13 protein-coding genes are annotated in these 16,773 nt (G+C 59.5%); 7 read left to right on the top strand and 6 right to left on the bottom strand.

The window, feature by feature from the left end; genetic code table 11:
- Nucleotides 1-73: 73 nt before the first annotated feature.
- Entirely contained in the window at nucleotides 74-2,233 is a 2,160-nt protein-coding gene (locus tag HKN06_09765; GenBank protein ID NNF61598.1) for a malate synthase G, read from the bottom strand.
- Between the two features lie 173 nt (nucleotides 2,234-2,406).
- On the opposite strand from HKN06_09765, the gene HKN06_09760 reads away from it, so the two are divergent.
- The 3 genes from HKN06_09760 (at nucleotide 2,407) to HKN06_09750 (ending at nucleotide 8,531) form a co-directional block, all read left to right on the top strand.
- On the top strand, nucleotides 2,407-7,266 hold the full coding sequence (locus HKN06_09760; protein ID NNF61597.1) for an NAD-glutamate dehydrogenase: 4,860 nt from the start codon (nucleotides 2,407-2,409) through the stop codon (nucleotides 7,264-7,266).
- Nucleotides 7,267-7,290: 24 nt separating this feature from the next.
- Nucleotides 7,291-8,043, top strand: coding sequence for an NYN domain-containing protein (locus tag HKN06_09755; GenBank protein NNF61596.1), 753 nt, complete (start codon nucleotides 7,291-7,293; stop codon nucleotides 8,041-8,043).
- 65 nt (nucleotides 8,044-8,108) lie between these two features.
- Nucleotides 8,109-8,531: a hypothetical protein gene (locus tag HKN06_09750; protein ID NNF61595.1), complete on the top strand. Its 423-nt coding sequence runs from the start codon at nucleotides 8,109-8,111 to the stop codon at nucleotides 8,529-8,531.
- Here the strand turns inward: HKN06_09750 and HKN06_09745 are convergent.
- Nucleotides 8,528-9,319: a crotonase/enoyl-CoA hydratase family protein gene (locus HKN06_09745; protein NNF61594.1), complete on the bottom strand. Its 792-nt coding sequence runs from the start codon at nucleotides 9,317-9,319 to the stop codon at nucleotides 8,528-8,530. The two genes, HKN06_09750 and HKN06_09745, sit on opposite strands and share 4 nt — an antisense overlap.
- A gap of 135 nt (nucleotides 9,320-9,454) precedes the next feature.
- On the opposite strand from HKN06_09745, the gene HKN06_09740 reads away from it, so the two are divergent.
- Together HKN06_09740 and HKN06_09735 are read left to right on the top strand one after the other, a co-directional pair.
- Entirely contained in the window at nucleotides 9,455-10,630 is a 1,176-nt protein-coding gene (locus HKN06_09740) for an acyl-CoA dehydrogenase (protein NNF61593.1), read from the top strand.
- A complete protein-coding gene (locus HKN06_09735; protein NNF61592.1) occupies nucleotides 10,627-11,676 on the top strand; it encodes a phosphotransferase family protein in 1,050 nt (349 codons plus the stop codon). The genes HKN06_09740 and HKN06_09735 overlap by 4 nt, the downstream gene beginning before the upstream one ends.
- Here the strand turns inward: HKN06_09735 and HKN06_09730 are convergent.
- A complete protein-coding gene (locus HKN06_09730) occupies nucleotides 11,673-12,266 on the bottom strand; it encodes a hypothetical protein (protein ID NNF61591.1) in 594 nt (197 codons plus the stop codon). The two genes, HKN06_09735 and HKN06_09730, sit on opposite strands and share 4 nt — an antisense overlap.
- Nucleotides 12,267-12,406: 140 nt before the next feature.
- Here HKN06_09730 and HKN06_09725 point away from each other — a divergent pair, with 140 nt between their 5' ends.
- Both HKN06_09725 and HKN06_09720 read left to right on the top strand, forming a co-directional pair.
- Entirely contained in the window at nucleotides 12,407-13,132 is a 726-nt protein-coding gene (locus HKN06_09725) for a hypothetical protein (protein ID NNF61590.1), read from the top strand.
- Nucleotides 13,133-13,684: a PadR family transcriptional regulator gene (locus HKN06_09720; GenBank protein NNF61589.1), complete on the top strand. Its 552-nt coding sequence runs from the start codon at nucleotides 13,133-13,135 to the stop codon at nucleotides 13,682-13,684.
- Here the strand turns inward: HKN06_09720 and HKN06_09715 are convergent.
- The 3 genes from HKN06_09715 to HKN06_09705 form a co-directional block, all read right to left on the bottom strand.
- Nucleotides 13,681-13,995: a DUF962 domain-containing protein gene (locus HKN06_09715; protein ID NNF61588.1), complete on the bottom strand. Its 315-nt coding sequence runs from the start codon at nucleotides 13,993-13,995 to the stop codon at nucleotides 13,681-13,683. The genes HKN06_09720 and HKN06_09715 overlap by 4 nt on opposite strands.
- Nucleotides 13,996-14,131: 136 nt before the next feature.
- Nucleotides 14,132-15,442, bottom strand: a complete 1,311-nt coding sequence (locus tag HKN06_09710; protein ID NNF61587.1) for a bifunctional diguanylate cyclase/phosphodiesterase — start codon at nucleotides 15,440-15,442, stop codon at nucleotides 14,132-14,134.
- Nucleotides 15,439-16,746 carry an HD-GYP domain-containing protein gene (locus HKN06_09705; GenBank protein ID NNF61586.1) on the bottom strand — a complete coding sequence of 436 codons (1,308 nt, stop codon included), beginning with the start codon at nucleotides 16,744-16,746 and terminating at the stop codon, nucleotides 15,439-15,441. Before HKN06_09705 ends, HKN06_09710 begins: the two co-directional genes overlap by 4 nt.
- Nucleotides 16,747-16,773 lie beyond the last annotated feature (27 nt).

Genomic DNA, 16,773 nt, shown 5'->3' with positions numbered 1-16,773 from the left:
ACCACGGGTTCTGTCGCCGATACCTGTAATCAGGCTCAATGCTTCCTGCCGCAGGGCGCTGCAGATAACTATCTCAACGCGTACCTGCTTTGTGCTGGCGGCGGTAGGCGTGCAGTAATGGTTCGGTGTAGCCGCTGGGCTGCTCGCAACCTTTGAAAACCAGGTCACAGGCGGCGCGGAACGCAGTACTGCTGTCAAGATCCGGCGCCATGTTTACGTAGGCCGGGTCGCCGGCATTCTGCCCGTCTACCACTTCGGCCATGCTGCGAAACGCGGCGATTACCTGCTCTTCGCTGCAGATGCCGTGCCGCAACCAGTTGGCCATGTGCTGGCTGGAGATACGCAGCGTTGCACGGTCCTCCATCAGCCCGACGTTGTTGATGTCGGGCACCTTGGAACAACCGACGCCCTGGTCGATCCAGCGCACCACGTAGCCCAGAATCCCCTGGGCATTGTTCTTCAGCTCCATATCTATGGTGGTGGCATCCAGCGAAGCCGGGTCGCAGAACGGTGGGGTCAGGATATCCTCCAGGCTCGCCAGCGAGCGCTTTGCCAGCTCACGCTGCCGTGCAAAAACGTTAACCTGATGATAGTGCATGGCATGCAGGGTTGCCGCAGTCGGTGACGGTACCCAGGCGCAGTTCGCGCCGGCCTCGAGATGACCGATTTTAGTCTCCACCATCTGCTTCATCTCATCCGGTTTCGGCCACATACCCTTACCGATCTGCGCCCGACCGGGCAGCCCGCAGCGGATACCGATATCGACATTCCAGTCCTCGTAGGCATTGATCCACGGCTGCGTCTTGATGATCTCTTTTGGCAGCATCGGGCCGGCTTCCATGCTGGTGTGGATCTCATCACCCGTACGGTCGAGAAACCCCGTGTTGATAAACACCAGCCGTTCACGCACGGCATTGATGCAGGCGGCAAGGTTGACCGTTGTGCGGCGCTCCTCGTCCATCACGCCCACCTTGATTGTGTTGCGCGCTAACCCGTACATGTCTTCTACCGCAGCAAACAGCCGATTGGTAAATGCAGCCTCCTCCGGCCCGTGCATCTTCGGCTTGACGATGTAGACGCTGCCGCTGCGGCTGTTGCGATGTTCGCCGAGCTGGCGCAAGTCGTGCATGGCACAACCAACCGTGACCACGGCATCCAGAATTCCCTCAAAAATTTCATCGCCGTTTGCGTCGATTACCGCATCGGTCTGCATCAGGTGGCCGACATTGCGCACCAGCATCAGGCTGCGGCCATGCAGGGTCAGTTGCCCGCCGTCGCATGCCGTGTACTGCCGGTCAGCTTCCAGCGTGCGCGTCATCTCGCGGCCACCCTTCCTGAAAGTCGCCGCCAGCGTGCCACGCATCAGCCCCAGCCAGTTGCGGTAAACACCGACCTTGTCCCCGGCATCGACTGCGGCAACCGAGTCCTCGCAGTCCTGGATCGTCGTCACCGCCGACTCCATGATCACGTCAGCCAGATCAGACGCAGAATCACGGCCAATCACGTGGCCGGGGTCGAGCAGCAATTCGATGTGCAGCCCATTGTTGCGTAACAACACGCGACGTTGATCTGCTTCTTCGCTGAAACCGGCAAACTGCGACGGCGCAGCCAGGCCTGTTACCGCGCCATCAGCAAGTCGCACCTGCAGCGCTGTGTCGACGATGTCATAACCCGTGGCATCAGCATGGCTGCCGCGCGCCAATGGCACGACACGGTCCAGAAATCCGGCGGCATAAGCGATAACCGCGGCGCCGCGTTTTGGGTTGTACGAACTGCCCGGCTCGCGACCTTCGCTGGCAGGTATGACGTCGGTGCCGTAAAGGGCGTCATACAGGCTACCCCAGCGGGCATTGGCGGCATTGAGGGCAAAACGCGCGTTGCTTACCGGCACTACCAGCTGCGGTCCGGCGACAGTCGCGATCTCCGGATCGACATTTTCTGTCGCTATCGTCACCTCGCCGGGATCCGCGGCCAGATAGCCGATCTCCTCGAGAAAACTGCGGTAACGACCGGCATCCCGGCTGGCGGCGTTGTTTTCAGCGTGCCAGGCGTCAATACGGGCCTGCAGCTCGTCCCGGGTCTGCAGCAACTGCCGGTTCCGGGGCGTCAATTCTGCGACGACAGCGCCCAGCCCACGCCAGAAATCCGTCGCTTCGATCTCCAGCTCCGGCAGCAATTCGGACTCGATAAAGGCGCGAAATACCGGCGCCGCGGTCAGGTCATTTTGTTTCATGGGGCGGCATTGTACTCAAATATGCTGCGGTGCCGGACGGTCGCTTTATTCGGCTCCGCCGCCGCTCCGGCCGGGGGGGTGTCTGCGTCACAATTCCGCGCCTGCGGGCAGTGGCCCACAGCTGCTTTCGCTATACTGCGCCGGTGGAGATCAACAGTATTTAAGGCAGCCGGATGAGCAGCACTCCAGCGGATGCGCGCAAGAAACCCAGGCCGACCGGTTTTATGCGTCGAATTACCGATGCCACTGATCGACAGATCGACAAGGTCATCGCGGCATCAGCAATATTCCCGCAAGAACGATATGGCGTAGACATCGCCGCATTCCTGCGCAGCTACTACTCCGATGTGTCCGGAGAAGACCTGCGCGACCGCAAGCCGGCCGACCTCGCCGGCATGGCACTGTCACACCTGACTTTTGCCCGGCAGCGAAAACCTGGCGCGACGCTGGTGCGCGTTTTTAATCCCAACATCGAAAAAGACGGCTGGCAATCGCGCAACACGATCATACAAATCGTCAACGATGACATGCCTTTCATTGTCGATTCTGTGGCGCTGGTCCTCGCGCGGCAGAAACTGACAATGCACCTGACCATTCACCCGGTATTGCAACTGACACGCGATGCAAAAGGTGAGCTGACCAGCATCGAACAGGGCAAAACCGAATCGTTTGTTCAGATGGAGGTAGATCGCGAAACTGACAGCGGCATACTCGATGCATTGATGAACATGATCCGCGAGTCAATGCATGACGTTCGTGCCGCTACCGGCGACTGGCAGGCAATGCGCAGCAAAATGCTGCAGATTCGTGAAGAAGTTCAGCATCAGGCCATTCCTCTGAAACAACCGGTCGTCGAAGAAAGCCTGGCGATGATGGACTGGATGGTTGCCAACAATTTCACTTTCCTTGGCTACCGCGAATACAAGTTGCAGCGTGATGATGGCGATGATGTGCTGCGCTCAATTCCCGGCAGTGGTCTGGGCATACTGCGCGCCGACCGGCCCACCATCGAGCGCCAGCCCAATCGCGGCCTGCGACGCGCGATACAGCGCATGGCCAGCTCGCCAGACCTGCTTGTAATTACCAAGGCCAACTCGCTTTCGACGGTTCACCGCCCCACCTACCTGGACTATGTCGGCATCAAGACCTTTGACAGCGATGGGCAGGTCGATGGCGAAAAGCGCTTCCTTGGCTTGTTTACCTCCGGCGCCTACAGCCGCAGCCCGCGTGATATCCCAATACTGCGCCACAAGATCGAACAGGTTGCGGAGCGCTCGCGGTTATCGCAACGGAGCCACGCTGGCAAAGCGCTGATGCACATCCTGGAAAACTTCCCGCGCGACGAGCTGTTCCAGGCCAGCATCGATGATCTGGCGCGTATCAGCAGGGGCATACTCGGTCTGCAGGAGCGTCAGCGGGTCAAGCTTTTTGTACGACGCGATGCGTTCCAGCGATTTGTGTCCTGCCTCGTCTTCGTGCCACGTGACAAATACAACACGATGGTGCGGGAGCGCATCCAGGACCTGCTGCAAAACGGCTTTGGCGGCGTATCAGTGGAATCATCGGTATTCATGTCGGAGTCCAACCTGGCACGCCTTCACGTTATCGTCCGGACACCGCCCGACAGCAAGCCCGCAGCTGAGGTGCGCACAATCGAGCGGCGCATAGCGGATGTCGTGCGCACCTGGCGCGACCGGCTGCGTGACGTAATGGTGACGCGCTTTGGCGATGAGCAGGGACTGAGGTTGTTTCATCGCGCAGAAGAAAGTTTTCCGGTGTCGTACCAGGAAGCGATTTCGCCGCGCGCCGCTTCGTACGATATACAGTCGATGCTGGATCTGGACGAGCCCGACGACGCGCTGCAGATCAGCCTGTACCGGCCAAAAAACGAAGCGGACAACTCTCTCGAACTTAAGCTGTTTTGTCGCAACAACCCGATCCCGCTGTCCGACGCGCTGCCGATGCTGGAAAACATGGGCCTGCGGGTAATCAGTGAGCGGCCACACCAGATCGATTTCGGTGATGGCGATATCTGGATGCAGGATTTCACCATGGAATTCTTCGAATCCATTCCGCTGGAGCCGAAGAAAGTGAACGCGGTATTCCAGGATACGTTTTCACAGGTCTGGCGCGGGCTGGCAGAAAACGACAGTTTCAATCGCCTGGTTTTGCTGGAGCGCCTGACCTGCCGGCAGACGACGCTGTTACGCACGATCTGCAAGTACCTGCTGCAGACCGGCATACCCTTCAGCCAGAGCTATATCGAGGAAATACTTTGCCGCCATTCGGCCATTGCCACGCAGCTGGTACGGGCATTTGAGGGCCGCTTCGATCCGCACTGCGGCGCGCGCACCCGCCAGCGACGCGCCCTCAATGCTGCGCAGGCGCTGGACAACATGCTTGAACAGGTTAAAACGCAGGACGGCGATCGCATTCTGCGCGCCTATCTCAGCGTCATCCGCGCAACATTGCGCACCAACTATTACCAGGTCGACGCCGACGGACAGCCCAAGGCTTATATTTCCCTGAAACTCGAATCGAACAGGATTCCTGAATTGCCGCTGCCACGGCCGCGCTACGAAATATTTGTTTACGCGCCCTGGGTCGAAGGTGTCCATTTGCGTGCTGGCAAGATCGCCCGCGGCGGACTTCGCTGGTCAGACCGGCGCGAGGATTTCCGCACTGAAGTCCTCGGGCTGATGAAGGCACAGACCGTCAAGAACACGCTGATAGTACCGACCGGGGCCAAGGGCGGCTTCGTACTGAAACCAGCTCCGACCGGTGCCCCGGACGAGGTCCGCCAGAAAGTCGTTGCTGCCTACCGCGACTTCCTGCGTGGACTGCTCGACATCACCGACAATTTTGTTGGCGGCGACATCGTGGCGCCGGAGCAGGTAATCCGGCTAGACGAAGACGATCCGTACCTGGTAGTGGCTGCTGACAAAGGCACGGCAACTTTCTCCGATATCGCCAATGAGCTGGCGCACGAATACGATTTCTGGATGGGCGACGCTTTTGCCTCCGGTGGTTCGGTAGGCTATGACCACAAGGGCATGGGCATCACTGCGAAGGGCGCGTGGGAAGCGGTCAAGCGGCATTTTCGCGAATTCGGCCACGATACCCAGGTCCAGCCGTTCACGGTTGCCGGTATCGGCGACATGTCGGGCGATGTCTTTGGTAATGGCATGCTGCTGTCACCCTGCATCCGGCTGCAGGCGGCTTTCAATCACCTGCATATTTTTCTCGACCCGGATCCGGATCCGTCAGCCAGCTATGCCGAACGCCAGAGGCTGTTCGAATTGCCGCGATCGGGCTGGACCGACTACGACACCAGTCTCATTTCGGCCGGTGGCGGCGTTTATTCGCGACAGGAGAAGTCGATAGAGCTGAGTCCGCAGGTACAGGAGATGCTGGCAATCAGCGATCAGCGGCTAACGCCCCAGGAACTGATCGCAGCCATCCTGCGCGCCCCGGTAGACCTGCTGTGGAACGGCGGTATCGGCACATACGTCAAGGCAAGCCACGAAACCAACAACGACGTCGGCGACCGGGCCAACGATGCAGTGCGGGTAAACGGCAACGAGCTGCGTGCGAAAGTCGTTGGCGAAGGCGGCAACCTCGGCCTGACCCAGCTGGGACGCATCGAATACGCGCTGACCGGTGGCCGCCTCAATACCGACTTTATTGATAACTCCGCCGGCGTCGACTGCTCCGACCACGAAGTCAATATCAAGATTCTGCTCAATCTTGCCATGCAGCACAGCGGCCTCAACCGGACGCGGCGTAACGAAATGCTGGTTCAAATGACCGACGAGGTTGAACGGCTGGTGCTGCGCAATAACTACCTGCAGACTCAGGCTATCAGCGTCATCGAATCCACAGCTGTCGAACGGCTTAATGAATATGCACACCTGTTGCGGCGACTGGAGGAGCGCGACGAACTCAATCGCGAGATCGAATTCCTGCCCGACGAGGAAAGCATCCGCGACCGCCTCAAGTCCGGGCTCGGTTTCACGCGCCCGGAGCTGTCAACGATATTGTCGTACTCAAAAATCAGCTTTAACGGGCAATTGAGCAAATCCGACATTGCCACCGACCCGCACCTGCGCGAGGAGCTGTCACGTTACTTCCCGTCGCTGATGCGCGAGCAGTATGAAGCCCTGACCGGTGACCACCGCCTGGCGAAAGAAATAATCACTACCCAGATCACCAACAGCATCATCAATCGCATGGGGCCGGCGTTTACGAATCGCACCATGGAGGAAGCCGGTGTTGATGCGGGCACGCTGTCGCGCGCGTATGCCATTGCCCGCGAGTGTTTCGACATGCGCCTGGTATGGGCCGATATCGAAGCGCTCGACAACGAGATTCCCGCCACGGCGCAGTATGCAATGATGAACCAGACCAGCAGACTGCTGCGTCGGGTCACTCTCTGGCTGCTCAATCGCCGGCCGCAAGGCCTGCACATCGCCGATTCTGTTGCCCGCTACCATCCCGGAGTGACCGCAATCGGCGACAACCTGTCGTCGCTGCTGGTCAACCCCGACCTGCGTGGCTTCAAAGAGTCCTACCAGGCTTACACGGACATTGGCATGCCACACCGGCTGGCCAATCGCATGGCCGGGCTGACGTCGCTTTATTCTGCACTGGACATTATCGATGTTGCCAAAGCAGCAGATACCGAAGCAGGCCACGTTGCAACAATTTATTTTCGCCTGGCCGCAGGTCTCAAGCTCGACTGGCTGCGCGAACAGATCGAACACCTGAAAGTGGATGGCCGCTGGCAGGCCATGGCGCGTCACACGCTGCGCGAAAACCTCTACGAGCTGGTCCGCACGCTGACAGCTGAAATTATTGCTGAGTACCCGCAAAAAACGGCGGGTGAGTCAGTCAGTAGCTGGCTGGAGCAGCACGTCAGCCGCATCCAGCGCACCCAATCCATGCTGGTCGACATGAAAGTCGGGGGCAACCTCGACTTCGCCACGCTGTCAGTCGCCATCCAGGAATTTCGCAAACTCACCCACTCCGCCTGATTGGGCCCGCAGGAGAACCTATCCATGTCCGACGAAGCGTTGATCGCCGTATTCATCGATTACGAGAATCTCGCGCTCGGTGTGCGTGATATGAAGGCAAAATTCCAGATCGACCTGATCATGAAACGCCTGCTGGAAAAGGGGCGCGTCGTCTACAAGCGCGCGTACTGTGACTGGAGTCACTACCGTGGCGCCGAACGGGAAATGCACGTACTCGGCATCGAGCTGATGGATATTCCCCGTAGCAAGCTGAGCGGTAAAAACAGCGCTGACATACGCATGGTCGTCGATGCGCTCGACCTGTGCTATTCAAAGGATCATATCGACACGTTTGCCCTGATTTCCGGTGACAGCGATTTTTCGCCGCTGGTTTCCAAGCTCAAGGAGAACTACAAACGGGTAATTGGCTGTGGCGTAAAAAAATCGACTTCCGATCTGCTGATCGCCAATTGTGACGAATTTATCTACTACGATGATCTGGAGCGGCATGCGCGGAAGAAAAAGCGCGCAAGCAATAAGAAAAAAACCTCTACCAAGGACAAGAAAACAGATGCCGTCGAGCTGGTGGCAGAAACCGTGCAGGGCCTGGAGGGCGATTACGACCCGGTGTGGGGCTCGCAGATCAAGCAGACCCTGCGACGCGTGCACCCCGGCTTCAACGAGACCTACTACGGCTATCGCACCTTCAATGACCTGCTGGAGGATGCGGCGAAAAACAAGTTGATCGAACTGGACTACGACGAACGGCGCGGCAACTACAAGGTGCGGGCGCTCTAGCAGCGATCGAGACCACTACGCTTGCCTTCTGCGCCGTCGACAGCTACACCGCCAGGAGGAATGCAATGCAGCAGAATGATATTTTTTTGCCGTTTGTCGGTATGCTGTTGCTCAGTTTCATAGTCTGGATGTACATGTACGTACGCCGGCTGCACTTCTTTTACGTCAACCGGGTCGATCCACAAGACTTCGCTACCCGGGCGCAGGTTGCAGCAGCGGGACCTGCGCCGATACACAAGCCAGCCGACAACCTGCAGAACCTGCTCGAGCTGCCGATACTGTTTTATGCGCTGTGCCTGTACCTTTTTGTCACCGGGCAGGTTGACCCCGTACACCTGGCAAGCGCCTGGGTGTTCCTGGCATTCCGCGTGATTCACAGCGCAATACACTGCACTATCAACCGGGTTGTGCTGCGTTTCATCAGCTACGCCGCGGCCGCCGTTGCGCTGTGGATTATGGTCGTGCGCGTGGCGCTGGCGCAGCTCTAGCCGTTGTCCTTCCACACCGGCGGGCGTTTCTCGAAGTTTGCCTGAACCGCCTCGATCTGGTTCGGGCTGAACAACAGCTCACGCTGCAATGCTTCTTCGAGCTCGAGCCCTGACTGCGGATCGGCATGCCACGCCTCGTTGAAAAGACGCTTCGCCGCCCGCACGGCCTCAGGTGAACGACCGCAAATTTCGCGTGCCAGCTCCAGCGCCGCCGCGTGCGGGTCTTCTGCAATCCCTGCGCCAAGACCAACTCGAACTGCTTCGCCGGCATCGATGGTGCGGCCGGTAAAGGTAAGCTCCTTGGCAACATCCAATGACACCAGGTTGCGCAGTGTCTGGGTGATTCCCATGTCCGGGATAATGCCCCAGCGAATCTCCATGACCGATAACTCAGTGTCCGGTGCCAGCACCCGGATATCGGCGCCCAGCGCGATCTGCAGGCCGCCGCCATATGTTTTTCCATGCAGCGCCGCAATGACCGGAACCGGCAGTCGCTGCCAGCCGACGCATACGCGCTGCACCAGGTTGAGGCCATCAGCGCCGCGCTCCAGCAGCTCGGTAATGGCCTCCGGCCCGGCGGCGAAACTCTGCACGTCCAGGCCTGCACAAAAGCTGCTGCCGCTGCCACTGAGCACGACGACACGAATACTGCTGTCCGCAGCAACAGCAGCGATTGCCGCTTCGATCGCATCAAACATCTCGCGATCAATTGCGTTGTGCTTGTCAGCCCGCTCGAGACGAACATCTGCAATCCCGTCGGCGATTTCGATCCTGACTCGCTCTGTCATGGCCGCTTCCTGTAAAAAAAGAATGGATATGGTACTACGGCAACACGCTGATCGCGGCACTGCTGCGAATCTGGCACACTGGTCGTCCGCGAGTGCATTAAACGGGGGAAGTTGATGCCCGCACATTCCGAGACGATGACGGCTGCCTCGATTCTTCGCGAGGTCGCCGAGTTTGTTGACAAAGAAGTAATCCCGCTTGAACCAGCGTTTCTTGCCGGCGGCTACAGTGCGGTAGCGGAGCAACTGCACACGGTGCGTCGCAGCGCCCAGTCGCAGGGGTTATGGGCACCATTCATGCCGGTAGAGCACGGCGGCATGGGCCTGGCGCTGCGTCACTTCGCGCCAATCAGTGCGGCACTTGGCGCCAGCCCGCTCGGTCATTATGCCATGCAATGCCAGGCGCCTGATGCCGGGAACATGGAACTGCTGGCGTCCCATGGTGATGCCCGGCAGCATCAGGAGTATCTCGGGCCGCTGATGCGTGGCGAGACACGCGGCAGCTTCGCCATGACCGAACCGGAATTTGCCGGGTCTAACCCGGTGCACATGGCAACCACCGCCAGCCGCGATGGCGACGATTACATCATCAATGGCCACAAGTGGTTTACCACGGGTGCACACCAGTCGGCGTTCACTATCGTGATGGCAATCACCGACGTAGCTGCAGAAAAACCCCACGAGCGCGCCAGTCTCCTGATCGTGCCGGATGGTACGCCCGGTTACGAACACGTACGTCGCATTGCCATCATGGGCGAAAAAGGTGCCGGACCGTTTTCCCACTCCGAGCTGCGCTTTACAGACTGCCGTGTGCCGCGGGCCAACCGTATCGGCGCACAGGGCGCAGGCTTCCGCCTCGCACAGGAACGGCTCGGACCGGGACGCATACATCACTGCATGCGGTGGATCGGAATCTGCGAGCGCGCCTTCGAACTGATGTGCCGGCGGGCGGCCAGCCGTGAATTGTCTCCCGGCAAGATGCTGTCCAGCCGACAGACAGTACAGAACTGGATTGCAGAATGTCGTGCAGAGATCGATGCCGCCCGGTTGCTTACGCTGGATGCGGCACGACGCATCGATGCCGAAGGGGCGCGGGCGGCACGACGTCAGATCTCACAAATAAAGTTTCATGTTGCCGCGGTCCTGCAGAATGTTCTGGACCGGGCGATACAGGTGCACGGTGCAGCCGGCCTCTGTGACGACAGCCTGCTCGCATTCTGGTACCGGCACGAGCGTGCCGCCCGTATCTACGACGGCCCGGACGAGGTACACAAGTCGGTCGTTGCCCGCGCAGCCCTGGGCGATTACGCGTGAACCCGATCGACCAGCCGGCCGCGGTGCGTCGCGGCGAGGAGCTGGACACTGTCGCCTTGGGTGAATACCTGCGCGAGGTTGTACCCGATATCGGCGCGGATGTGACAATAGAGCAATTTCCCGGGGGTTATTCCAATCTCACCTACCTGCTGCGGATCGGGCAGCGTGAGCTGGTGCTGCGCCGGGCGCCGCACGGTGCCAATATCGCCGGTGGGCATGACATGAGCCGCGAATTTCGCGTAATCAGCGGTCTGCAGGGTCATTTCGACCGCGCCCCTGCCCCGTTGCACTATTGCGAGGACGCGACAGTGATCGGCGCGCCGTTCTACCTCATGGAGCGGCTGTGCGGAGTCATCCTGCGTGGTGGTAAACCTCCCGCAGGCGTCGCACCTGACCCGGAGGTCATGCGCGGGCTGTCACAATCGTTCGTTACCAGCCTGGCTGAGCTGCACGCCATCGACCCGCAACAGGCCAGCCTGGGTGATCTTGGCAAGCCGGCTGGATATATCGTACGCCAGGTCAGCGGCTGGATTGCCCGCTACGAAAAGGCGGCAACCGAAGTAATTCCCGACATGGACGCAACCGGCCGCTGGCTCAGCGATAACCAACCCACCGAGTCGGGCGCATCGCTGATACACAACGACTACAAATACGACAACCTGGTTCTGGATCCGGCTGACCTGACGAAAATTATTGGGGTGCTCGACTGGGAAATGACGACCATCGGTGACCCGCTGATGGACCTGGGCTCCTCGCTGGCCTATTGGGCGCAGCCCGATGACCCTGCACCGCTGCGCCAGTTCGGCCTGACCTGGCTGCCGGGAAACTTCAGCCGCGCGGAAGTTGTCTCAGCTTACTCCGATGCTTCGGGCCGGTCAGTCGATGATGCGCTGTTTTATTATCGCTACGGCTGCTACAAGCTGGCCGTGATCCTGCAGCAGATCTATGCCCGCTATGCAGCCGGCCACACTGCCGACAAACGCTTCGCCGGCCTGATCGAAATCGTCAAGATTTGCGCGCAGCTCGCACAGCGCGACGTGATTTAGTCGATACGAATTCGTTGCAGCCGCTGCTCTTTCTTGCGCTGTTCGCGCGCGCGTGTCTCGGTGGCTGGCTGGAAACTCATCGTCAGCTGCAATGGACCTTCACCACCGGTAAGAGGACCACTGACGGTCCATGACTCGGGATCCATCACACGCGAAATAAACTGCAGCAACCGGGTGGACAGCCGATTGCTCACCGGCAGCAACTGGCCATCGAACCAGTCGATCAATCGCCCGACATCATTGGAGCGTTCGCCGGGTCGTGCGTCAATAAAGGTCAGCTTGCCCTGAAAAGTCGCAAGCTCTGTCGACAGCACACCTGATGCGGTCAACATGCGCAGCGCTGACCAGTGCAGCTGGCGGTCATACTCGTTTTCAATGAAATCGTTGAGCTGGGCGACAATTTCCTCGCGCGCGTCGGTTACCCGGCTGAGCAGCGTGCGCCATTCGCCATCACCAACAACGACTGTCGCATCGCTGTCGGTATAGCCTAACCGGAACTTGCGCGGCACCAGGTCGAGGCTGGTCTGCAGACCGGCCAGGTCAGCGGTGATGCGCCGCACTTCGTTTATCAGCCACGGGTCGTGATCCATCGCGTTCCCCCTGCTATACCCGGCGCCAATCCTAGCCCAGCACGGCAGTGCCGGTCGCGACGCAGGACACATCCTGCCCATTGATTTTTACCGGCACTTGCTATATAAGTTTTTATATACTGATTCTCAAGAACGATCCCATGCCGATGATCATGCGTATCCTGTTGATAATACACGTAGTATTAGGCGGCGTTGGCCTGGTCGCTTTCTGGGTGCCCATTTTCAGCCGCAAGGGCGGACCCGCACACCGCTTGTTTGGCAAAGTCTACAAGGCCTGCGCCTATACCGTTTTTGCCACTGCCGGCCTGGCCGTGCTCCTGCGGGCGGGCTGGTACCTGGCGGAAGGGCATACCCTGGCCACACGGCCGGAAGCGTTTGGCTTCCTGTTATTCCTGGGCTACCTGGCACTGGTGACTTTTGTCGTCGTTCGTCATGGGGTCCTGGTCCTGCAACACAAACAGGACCCGCGTGAGCTCGGCACGCCGTTGTCGACGTGGCTGGCACGCTCGGCCATCGCCGCCTCGGCAGTTGTTGTTGCCTACGCCGTGCTCGTATCGCCGACTAACAAAATCATCCTGTACGCTCTGAGTCCGATCGGCATGCTGACCGGCATCGGCATCCTGCGTTACATCAGCAAGCCGCCACAGACGCCACGTGCCTGGATGTATGAACACCTGGGTTCAATGATTGGCGGCGGCATCGCGTTTCACACTGCTTTTGCGGTCTTCGGTTCTACACGCCTGTTCGATATCGGGCTGGACGGATGGATCGGAGTCATCCCCTGGATTGCACCCGCTGCCATCGGCATCCCCGGGACGATCCTGTGGACCCGCCATTACCGGCGCAAGTTTGGCGAGCTCGCCTGAATGGCGTTGCGTGACATTCTGCTTGGCATGCTGGCCAGGCCGGCCAGCGGTTATGACCTGAAGCGCCAGTTCAACCAGAGCCTGCGGCATTTCTGGGCTGCGGAACTTGCGCAGATCTATCCCACGCTGCAGCGACTCGAACGCGACGGCCTGCTGGAGGTTTCCGTTGAGCCATCGCCGCAGGGACCCGAGCGAAAAGTCTACCGGCGCCGAAAACCTGGCTCAAAGCAGGTGCGCCAGTGGCTGGCGCAGGGACCCGAGTTTCGTCGTGATCGCATCAGCTATCTTGCACAGGTCTATTTCCTGCACGAGCTTGACGATCGCTCCGACCAGCGCGAATTTCTGGTCGAGCTGCGTGATCGCATTGCCGAACAGCTGGGCGAGCTACGCGACGTCGAGCGTCACTGGCGCGAGAATGACCCGCGATATCCCGACGAACTCCCCGACGAGGATTTTTTTCCCCAGCTCACGCTACAGCTTGGGCTCGAGCGTCTTGCCGCATCGCTGCATTGGTGCGAACAGAGCATAGTCCGGCTGGACCGACGCAGTTAGAAGCGGATCCTGCCGGTCAGGATGTCGCGAAACATCACAAAATCAGCCGCCAGGCTGAACAGCGGATACCTGAAAGTTGCCGGACGGTTTTTTTCGAAGAAGAAATGCCCGGTCCAGGCGAAACCGTAACCGAACAGCGGCAGCAGCCACAGCAACCACCACTGCTGCAGCACCACGGCGACGATCGCGGTCGCAATCACCAGCCCGGTACCAAAAAAATGCAGTCGGCGGGACGTGCGGTTGGCATGCTCCGACAAGTAGAACGGGTAAAACGACTGAAAATCCCGGAAACGTTCCTCGCGCTGTTTCATCGGATCATTCTAGCGTGAAACTGCTGCAGCGAGGCACAACGCCGCGCGAGATTAAGCCGGACAAGAGTCGCGCTGATGGCCACACTCGCAACAGTCGCGGCAAGATGCCCTCCCACGAGCGCCGCTGCGCGCGGGATCAGGCCTCGGCGAGATCGGCTGGCTGGCGCTGCGTGGCCTGGTGTCCCAACCAGCGACACAGGTCAGCATGACTGAGCGGCTTCGCGTAGTGATAGCCCTGGGCACCGTCACAACCCATCGTCACCAGCGCCGCATGCGTATCTTCATTTTCAATGCCCTCGGCGACGACCTTCAGCCCGAAATTATGCGCCAGGTCGATAACGGTCTGCACGATGCGCCGGTCGCCGGGATTCTCCAGCATCTTGAAAACGAAACTGCGATCGATCTTAAGCTCGGTGGCCGGTATATTTTTGAAGTACGCCAGCGAACTGTAGCCAGTACCAAAATCGTCAATGGATATCCGCACGCCAGCATCTTTGAGGGCGGTCAAAGTGCGGAAGCTTTCCTCGGGATTTGTCATCAACGCAGTTTCAGTCACCTCGATCGTCAGTTCGTTCGGGCGCACGTCCCACACCTGCAGCGCGTTGAGCACCAGTTGGGCAAATTCAAATTTCTGCACGATTTGCGGGGTAACGTTTATCGAGACGTTGAATGGTGCTTCTGCCCGAGGCCATTCGCGCTTCTGACGCAGGCCGGTATTGAGCGCAAACCAGGTAAGGTCCTCGATCTTGCCAATGCGTTCGGCCATGCCGATAAAGATGTCGGGTCGTATCGGCCCGCGTTCCGGATGAAACCAGCGCATCAGGGCCTCAACCCCGGATGGCTTGCCGGTCTCCAGGCACAGCTTGGGCTGGTAATGCATCTCGAGCTCGCCCTCGGCCAGGGCACGATCGAGCTCTGCTGCTATGCCCACCATACCGGTCGCCTCGGCCGTAACAGCCGGTGTGAACAGGCACCAGTGCGAGGTGGCAGTCGCGGCTGATTGCGCTGCTTCGGCGGCCTGCATCAGCTTTTGCGCACTGTTACCGTGGCCGGGGTACATCGCTATACCCATTGAAATCTCTATTACCACCCGGCGGCCCACGATTTCGACATGGTTCTCGAACATGCGCCAGACCTTGTTCGCCGCCAGTTCCGCGTGACCTTCGTTACGCACGCCGGCCAGCAACAGCGCAAATCCCTGGTCGGAGTACTGGATTACACGGTCGCGGGTGCGACAGACACTCTGCAGCCGCTCGGCGGCCAGCGACAACATCTGTCGGCCGGATTCGTAACCCATGGTGGTGTTTACCTGGCGCAGGTTATCGAGTTCAACCAGCAGCAGTGCAAGGTGCTCGCCCTTGGCGCGGGATTCCTCAAGGTAGTGCTCCAGCACCTCCATGTAGGCGGTGAAACCGGTCTTGCTGGTTGTCGGTATGGCATCGATCACAGGAAAAATTCTCCGGGGTCGATGCCGTACGAACCGGGCGGCAGGCCACGCGTGATCCACAAGGAGGCTTCGCCACTGTCGCTGGTTATCTGCTCGCGCAGGTCGACTTTTCGAAACTCGCGTAACATCACTTTTTCCGCGCCTAGTACAACCATAACTCTTGGCCGCAGGCGTCGAATCCGGTTCTGTTCGGTAACGATCGCAACTTCGCCGGTGCTCAGCTCGACCAGCGAACCAGTGGGAAACATGCCGATTGCCTGCACGAACTGCTCCACCAGTTCAGCCTGGAACTCGACATCCGCCAGCTGGTGCAGGTGACGCATGACGTCGTAGCTCGCCATCGCATCAGCATGCGGGCGCTGGCTGGTCATCGCGACGAAGGTATCGAGGATGCCGGCGATCTTTCCCAGTGGCGGGATCTCGGTTCCCTTCAGCCCTTCCGGATAACCGGTACCGTTGAACCGCTCGTGGTGGGTACGCACCATTTCGATGACACAGTCATCAAAGTCACCGCTGCGAGCCAGCATCTTCACGCCATACTCGACATGCTGCCGCACCATCTCCATTTCTTCATCGCCAAGCGGCCCGTCTCGCATCAGCAACTCATCCGGAACCTTTACCTTGCCCAGGTCAAGCAACAGCGCACCGGTTGCAAGGTGTGTGAGCGTGTCCCGGTCGAGGCCGAGGTGACGGCCGAAAATCACGCTCCAAACGCTGCACGCCACAGAACGGGAAAAGACATACTCGTCTTTGCCACGCATGCTCTGCAGCCAGATCATCGCATCCTTGTTGCGCAGCACGCTGTCGATGATCGGGTCGACCGCCTGGCTAACCAGGGAAAATTCGATAGTCTCGCTGACTTTCAACTGCTGGGTTGCCTGGCGCACCATCTCCTGGGCACGCATCACGGACTCGTTGGCGCGCGGGATCTCGTCGGAAATGGTGGTTTCCTGATCTTTGTAAGAAGTGCGCGGCAGGCCGGCAAGCGACGTAAGCGGCTGGATCGGATTTGCCTGGCGGCCACCGCCGCGCAGGCGTCGCAGCAGGCCGCCGACCCGTTTTGACAACGACGGTCGTTGGCCCGGGTGACCGCTTTCGGTTGATGCTGCTTCCAACTCTACCTCGGAGCGCTCGCGGTCGACCATGACCCAGGCGCAATAGCGGCACAGTTCGTCTATTTCCTGCTGGCTGCGAATGGTAAACCCCTGGAACAGAAACGGGGTGTCCAGCCACGGGCGGTCCAGCCGGGCAACGTACATGCCTTCGCGCAGCTCGTGTACCGGAATTTTCAGACCTGCCATCATCCGTGAGTCAATCCTTGTGGGCTCGGG

This window comes from Gammaproteobacteria bacterium (assembly GCA_013003425.1).
GTDB lineage: Bacteria > Pseudomonadota > Gammaproteobacteria > Steroidobacterales > JABDKV01 > JABDJB01.
The sequence above is the reverse complement of the archived record's forward strand: the minus strand, read 5'-3'. Positions and strand labels throughout refer to the sequence as shown.

What these genes read in the sequence shown, in the direction of transcription:
- HKN06_09765 (NNF61598.1), bottom strand. Translation starts at nt 2,233, where the DNA reads ATGAAACAAAATGACCTGACCGCGGCGCCGGTATTTCGCGCCTTTATC.
- HKN06_09760 (NNF61597.1), top strand. Translation starts at nt 2,407, where the DNA reads ATGAGCAGCACTCCAGCGGATGCGCGCAAGAAACCCAGGCCGACCGGT.
- HKN06_09755 (NNF61596.1), top strand. Translation starts at nt 7,291, where the DNA reads ATGTCCGACGAAGCGTTGATCGCCGTATTCATCGATTACGAGAATCTC.
- HKN06_09750 (NNF61595.1), top strand. Translation starts at nt 8,109, where the DNA reads ATGCAGCAGAATGATATTTTTTTGCCGTTTGTCGGTATGCTGTTGCTC.
- HKN06_09745 (NNF61594.1), bottom strand. Translation starts at nt 9,319, where the DNA reads ATGACAGAGCGAGTCAGGATCGAAATCGCCGACGGGATTGCAGATGTT.
- HKN06_09740 (NNF61593.1), top strand. Translation starts at nt 9,455, where the DNA reads ATGACGGCTGCCTCGATTCTTCGCGAGGTCGCCGAGTTTGTTGACAAA.
- HKN06_09730 (NNF61591.1), bottom strand. Translation starts at nt 12,266, where the DNA reads ATGGATCACGACCCGTGGCTGATAAACGAAGTGCGGCGCATCACCGCT.
- HKN06_09725 (NNF61590.1), top strand. Translation starts at nt 12,407, where the DNA reads ATGCCGATGATCATGCGTATCCTGTTGATAATACACGTAGTATTAGGC.
- HKN06_09720 (NNF61589.1), top strand. Translation starts at nt 13,133, where the DNA reads ATGGCGTTGCGTGACATTCTGCTTGGCATGCTGGCCAGGCCGGCCAGC.
- HKN06_09715 (NNF61588.1), bottom strand. Translation starts at nt 13,995, where the DNA reads ATGAAACAGCGCGAGGAACGTTTCCGGGATTTTCAGTCGTTTTACCCG.
- HKN06_09705 (NNF61586.1), bottom strand. Translation starts at nt 16,746, where the DNA reads ATGATGGCAGGTCTGAAAATTCCGGTACACGAGCTGCGCGAAGGCATG.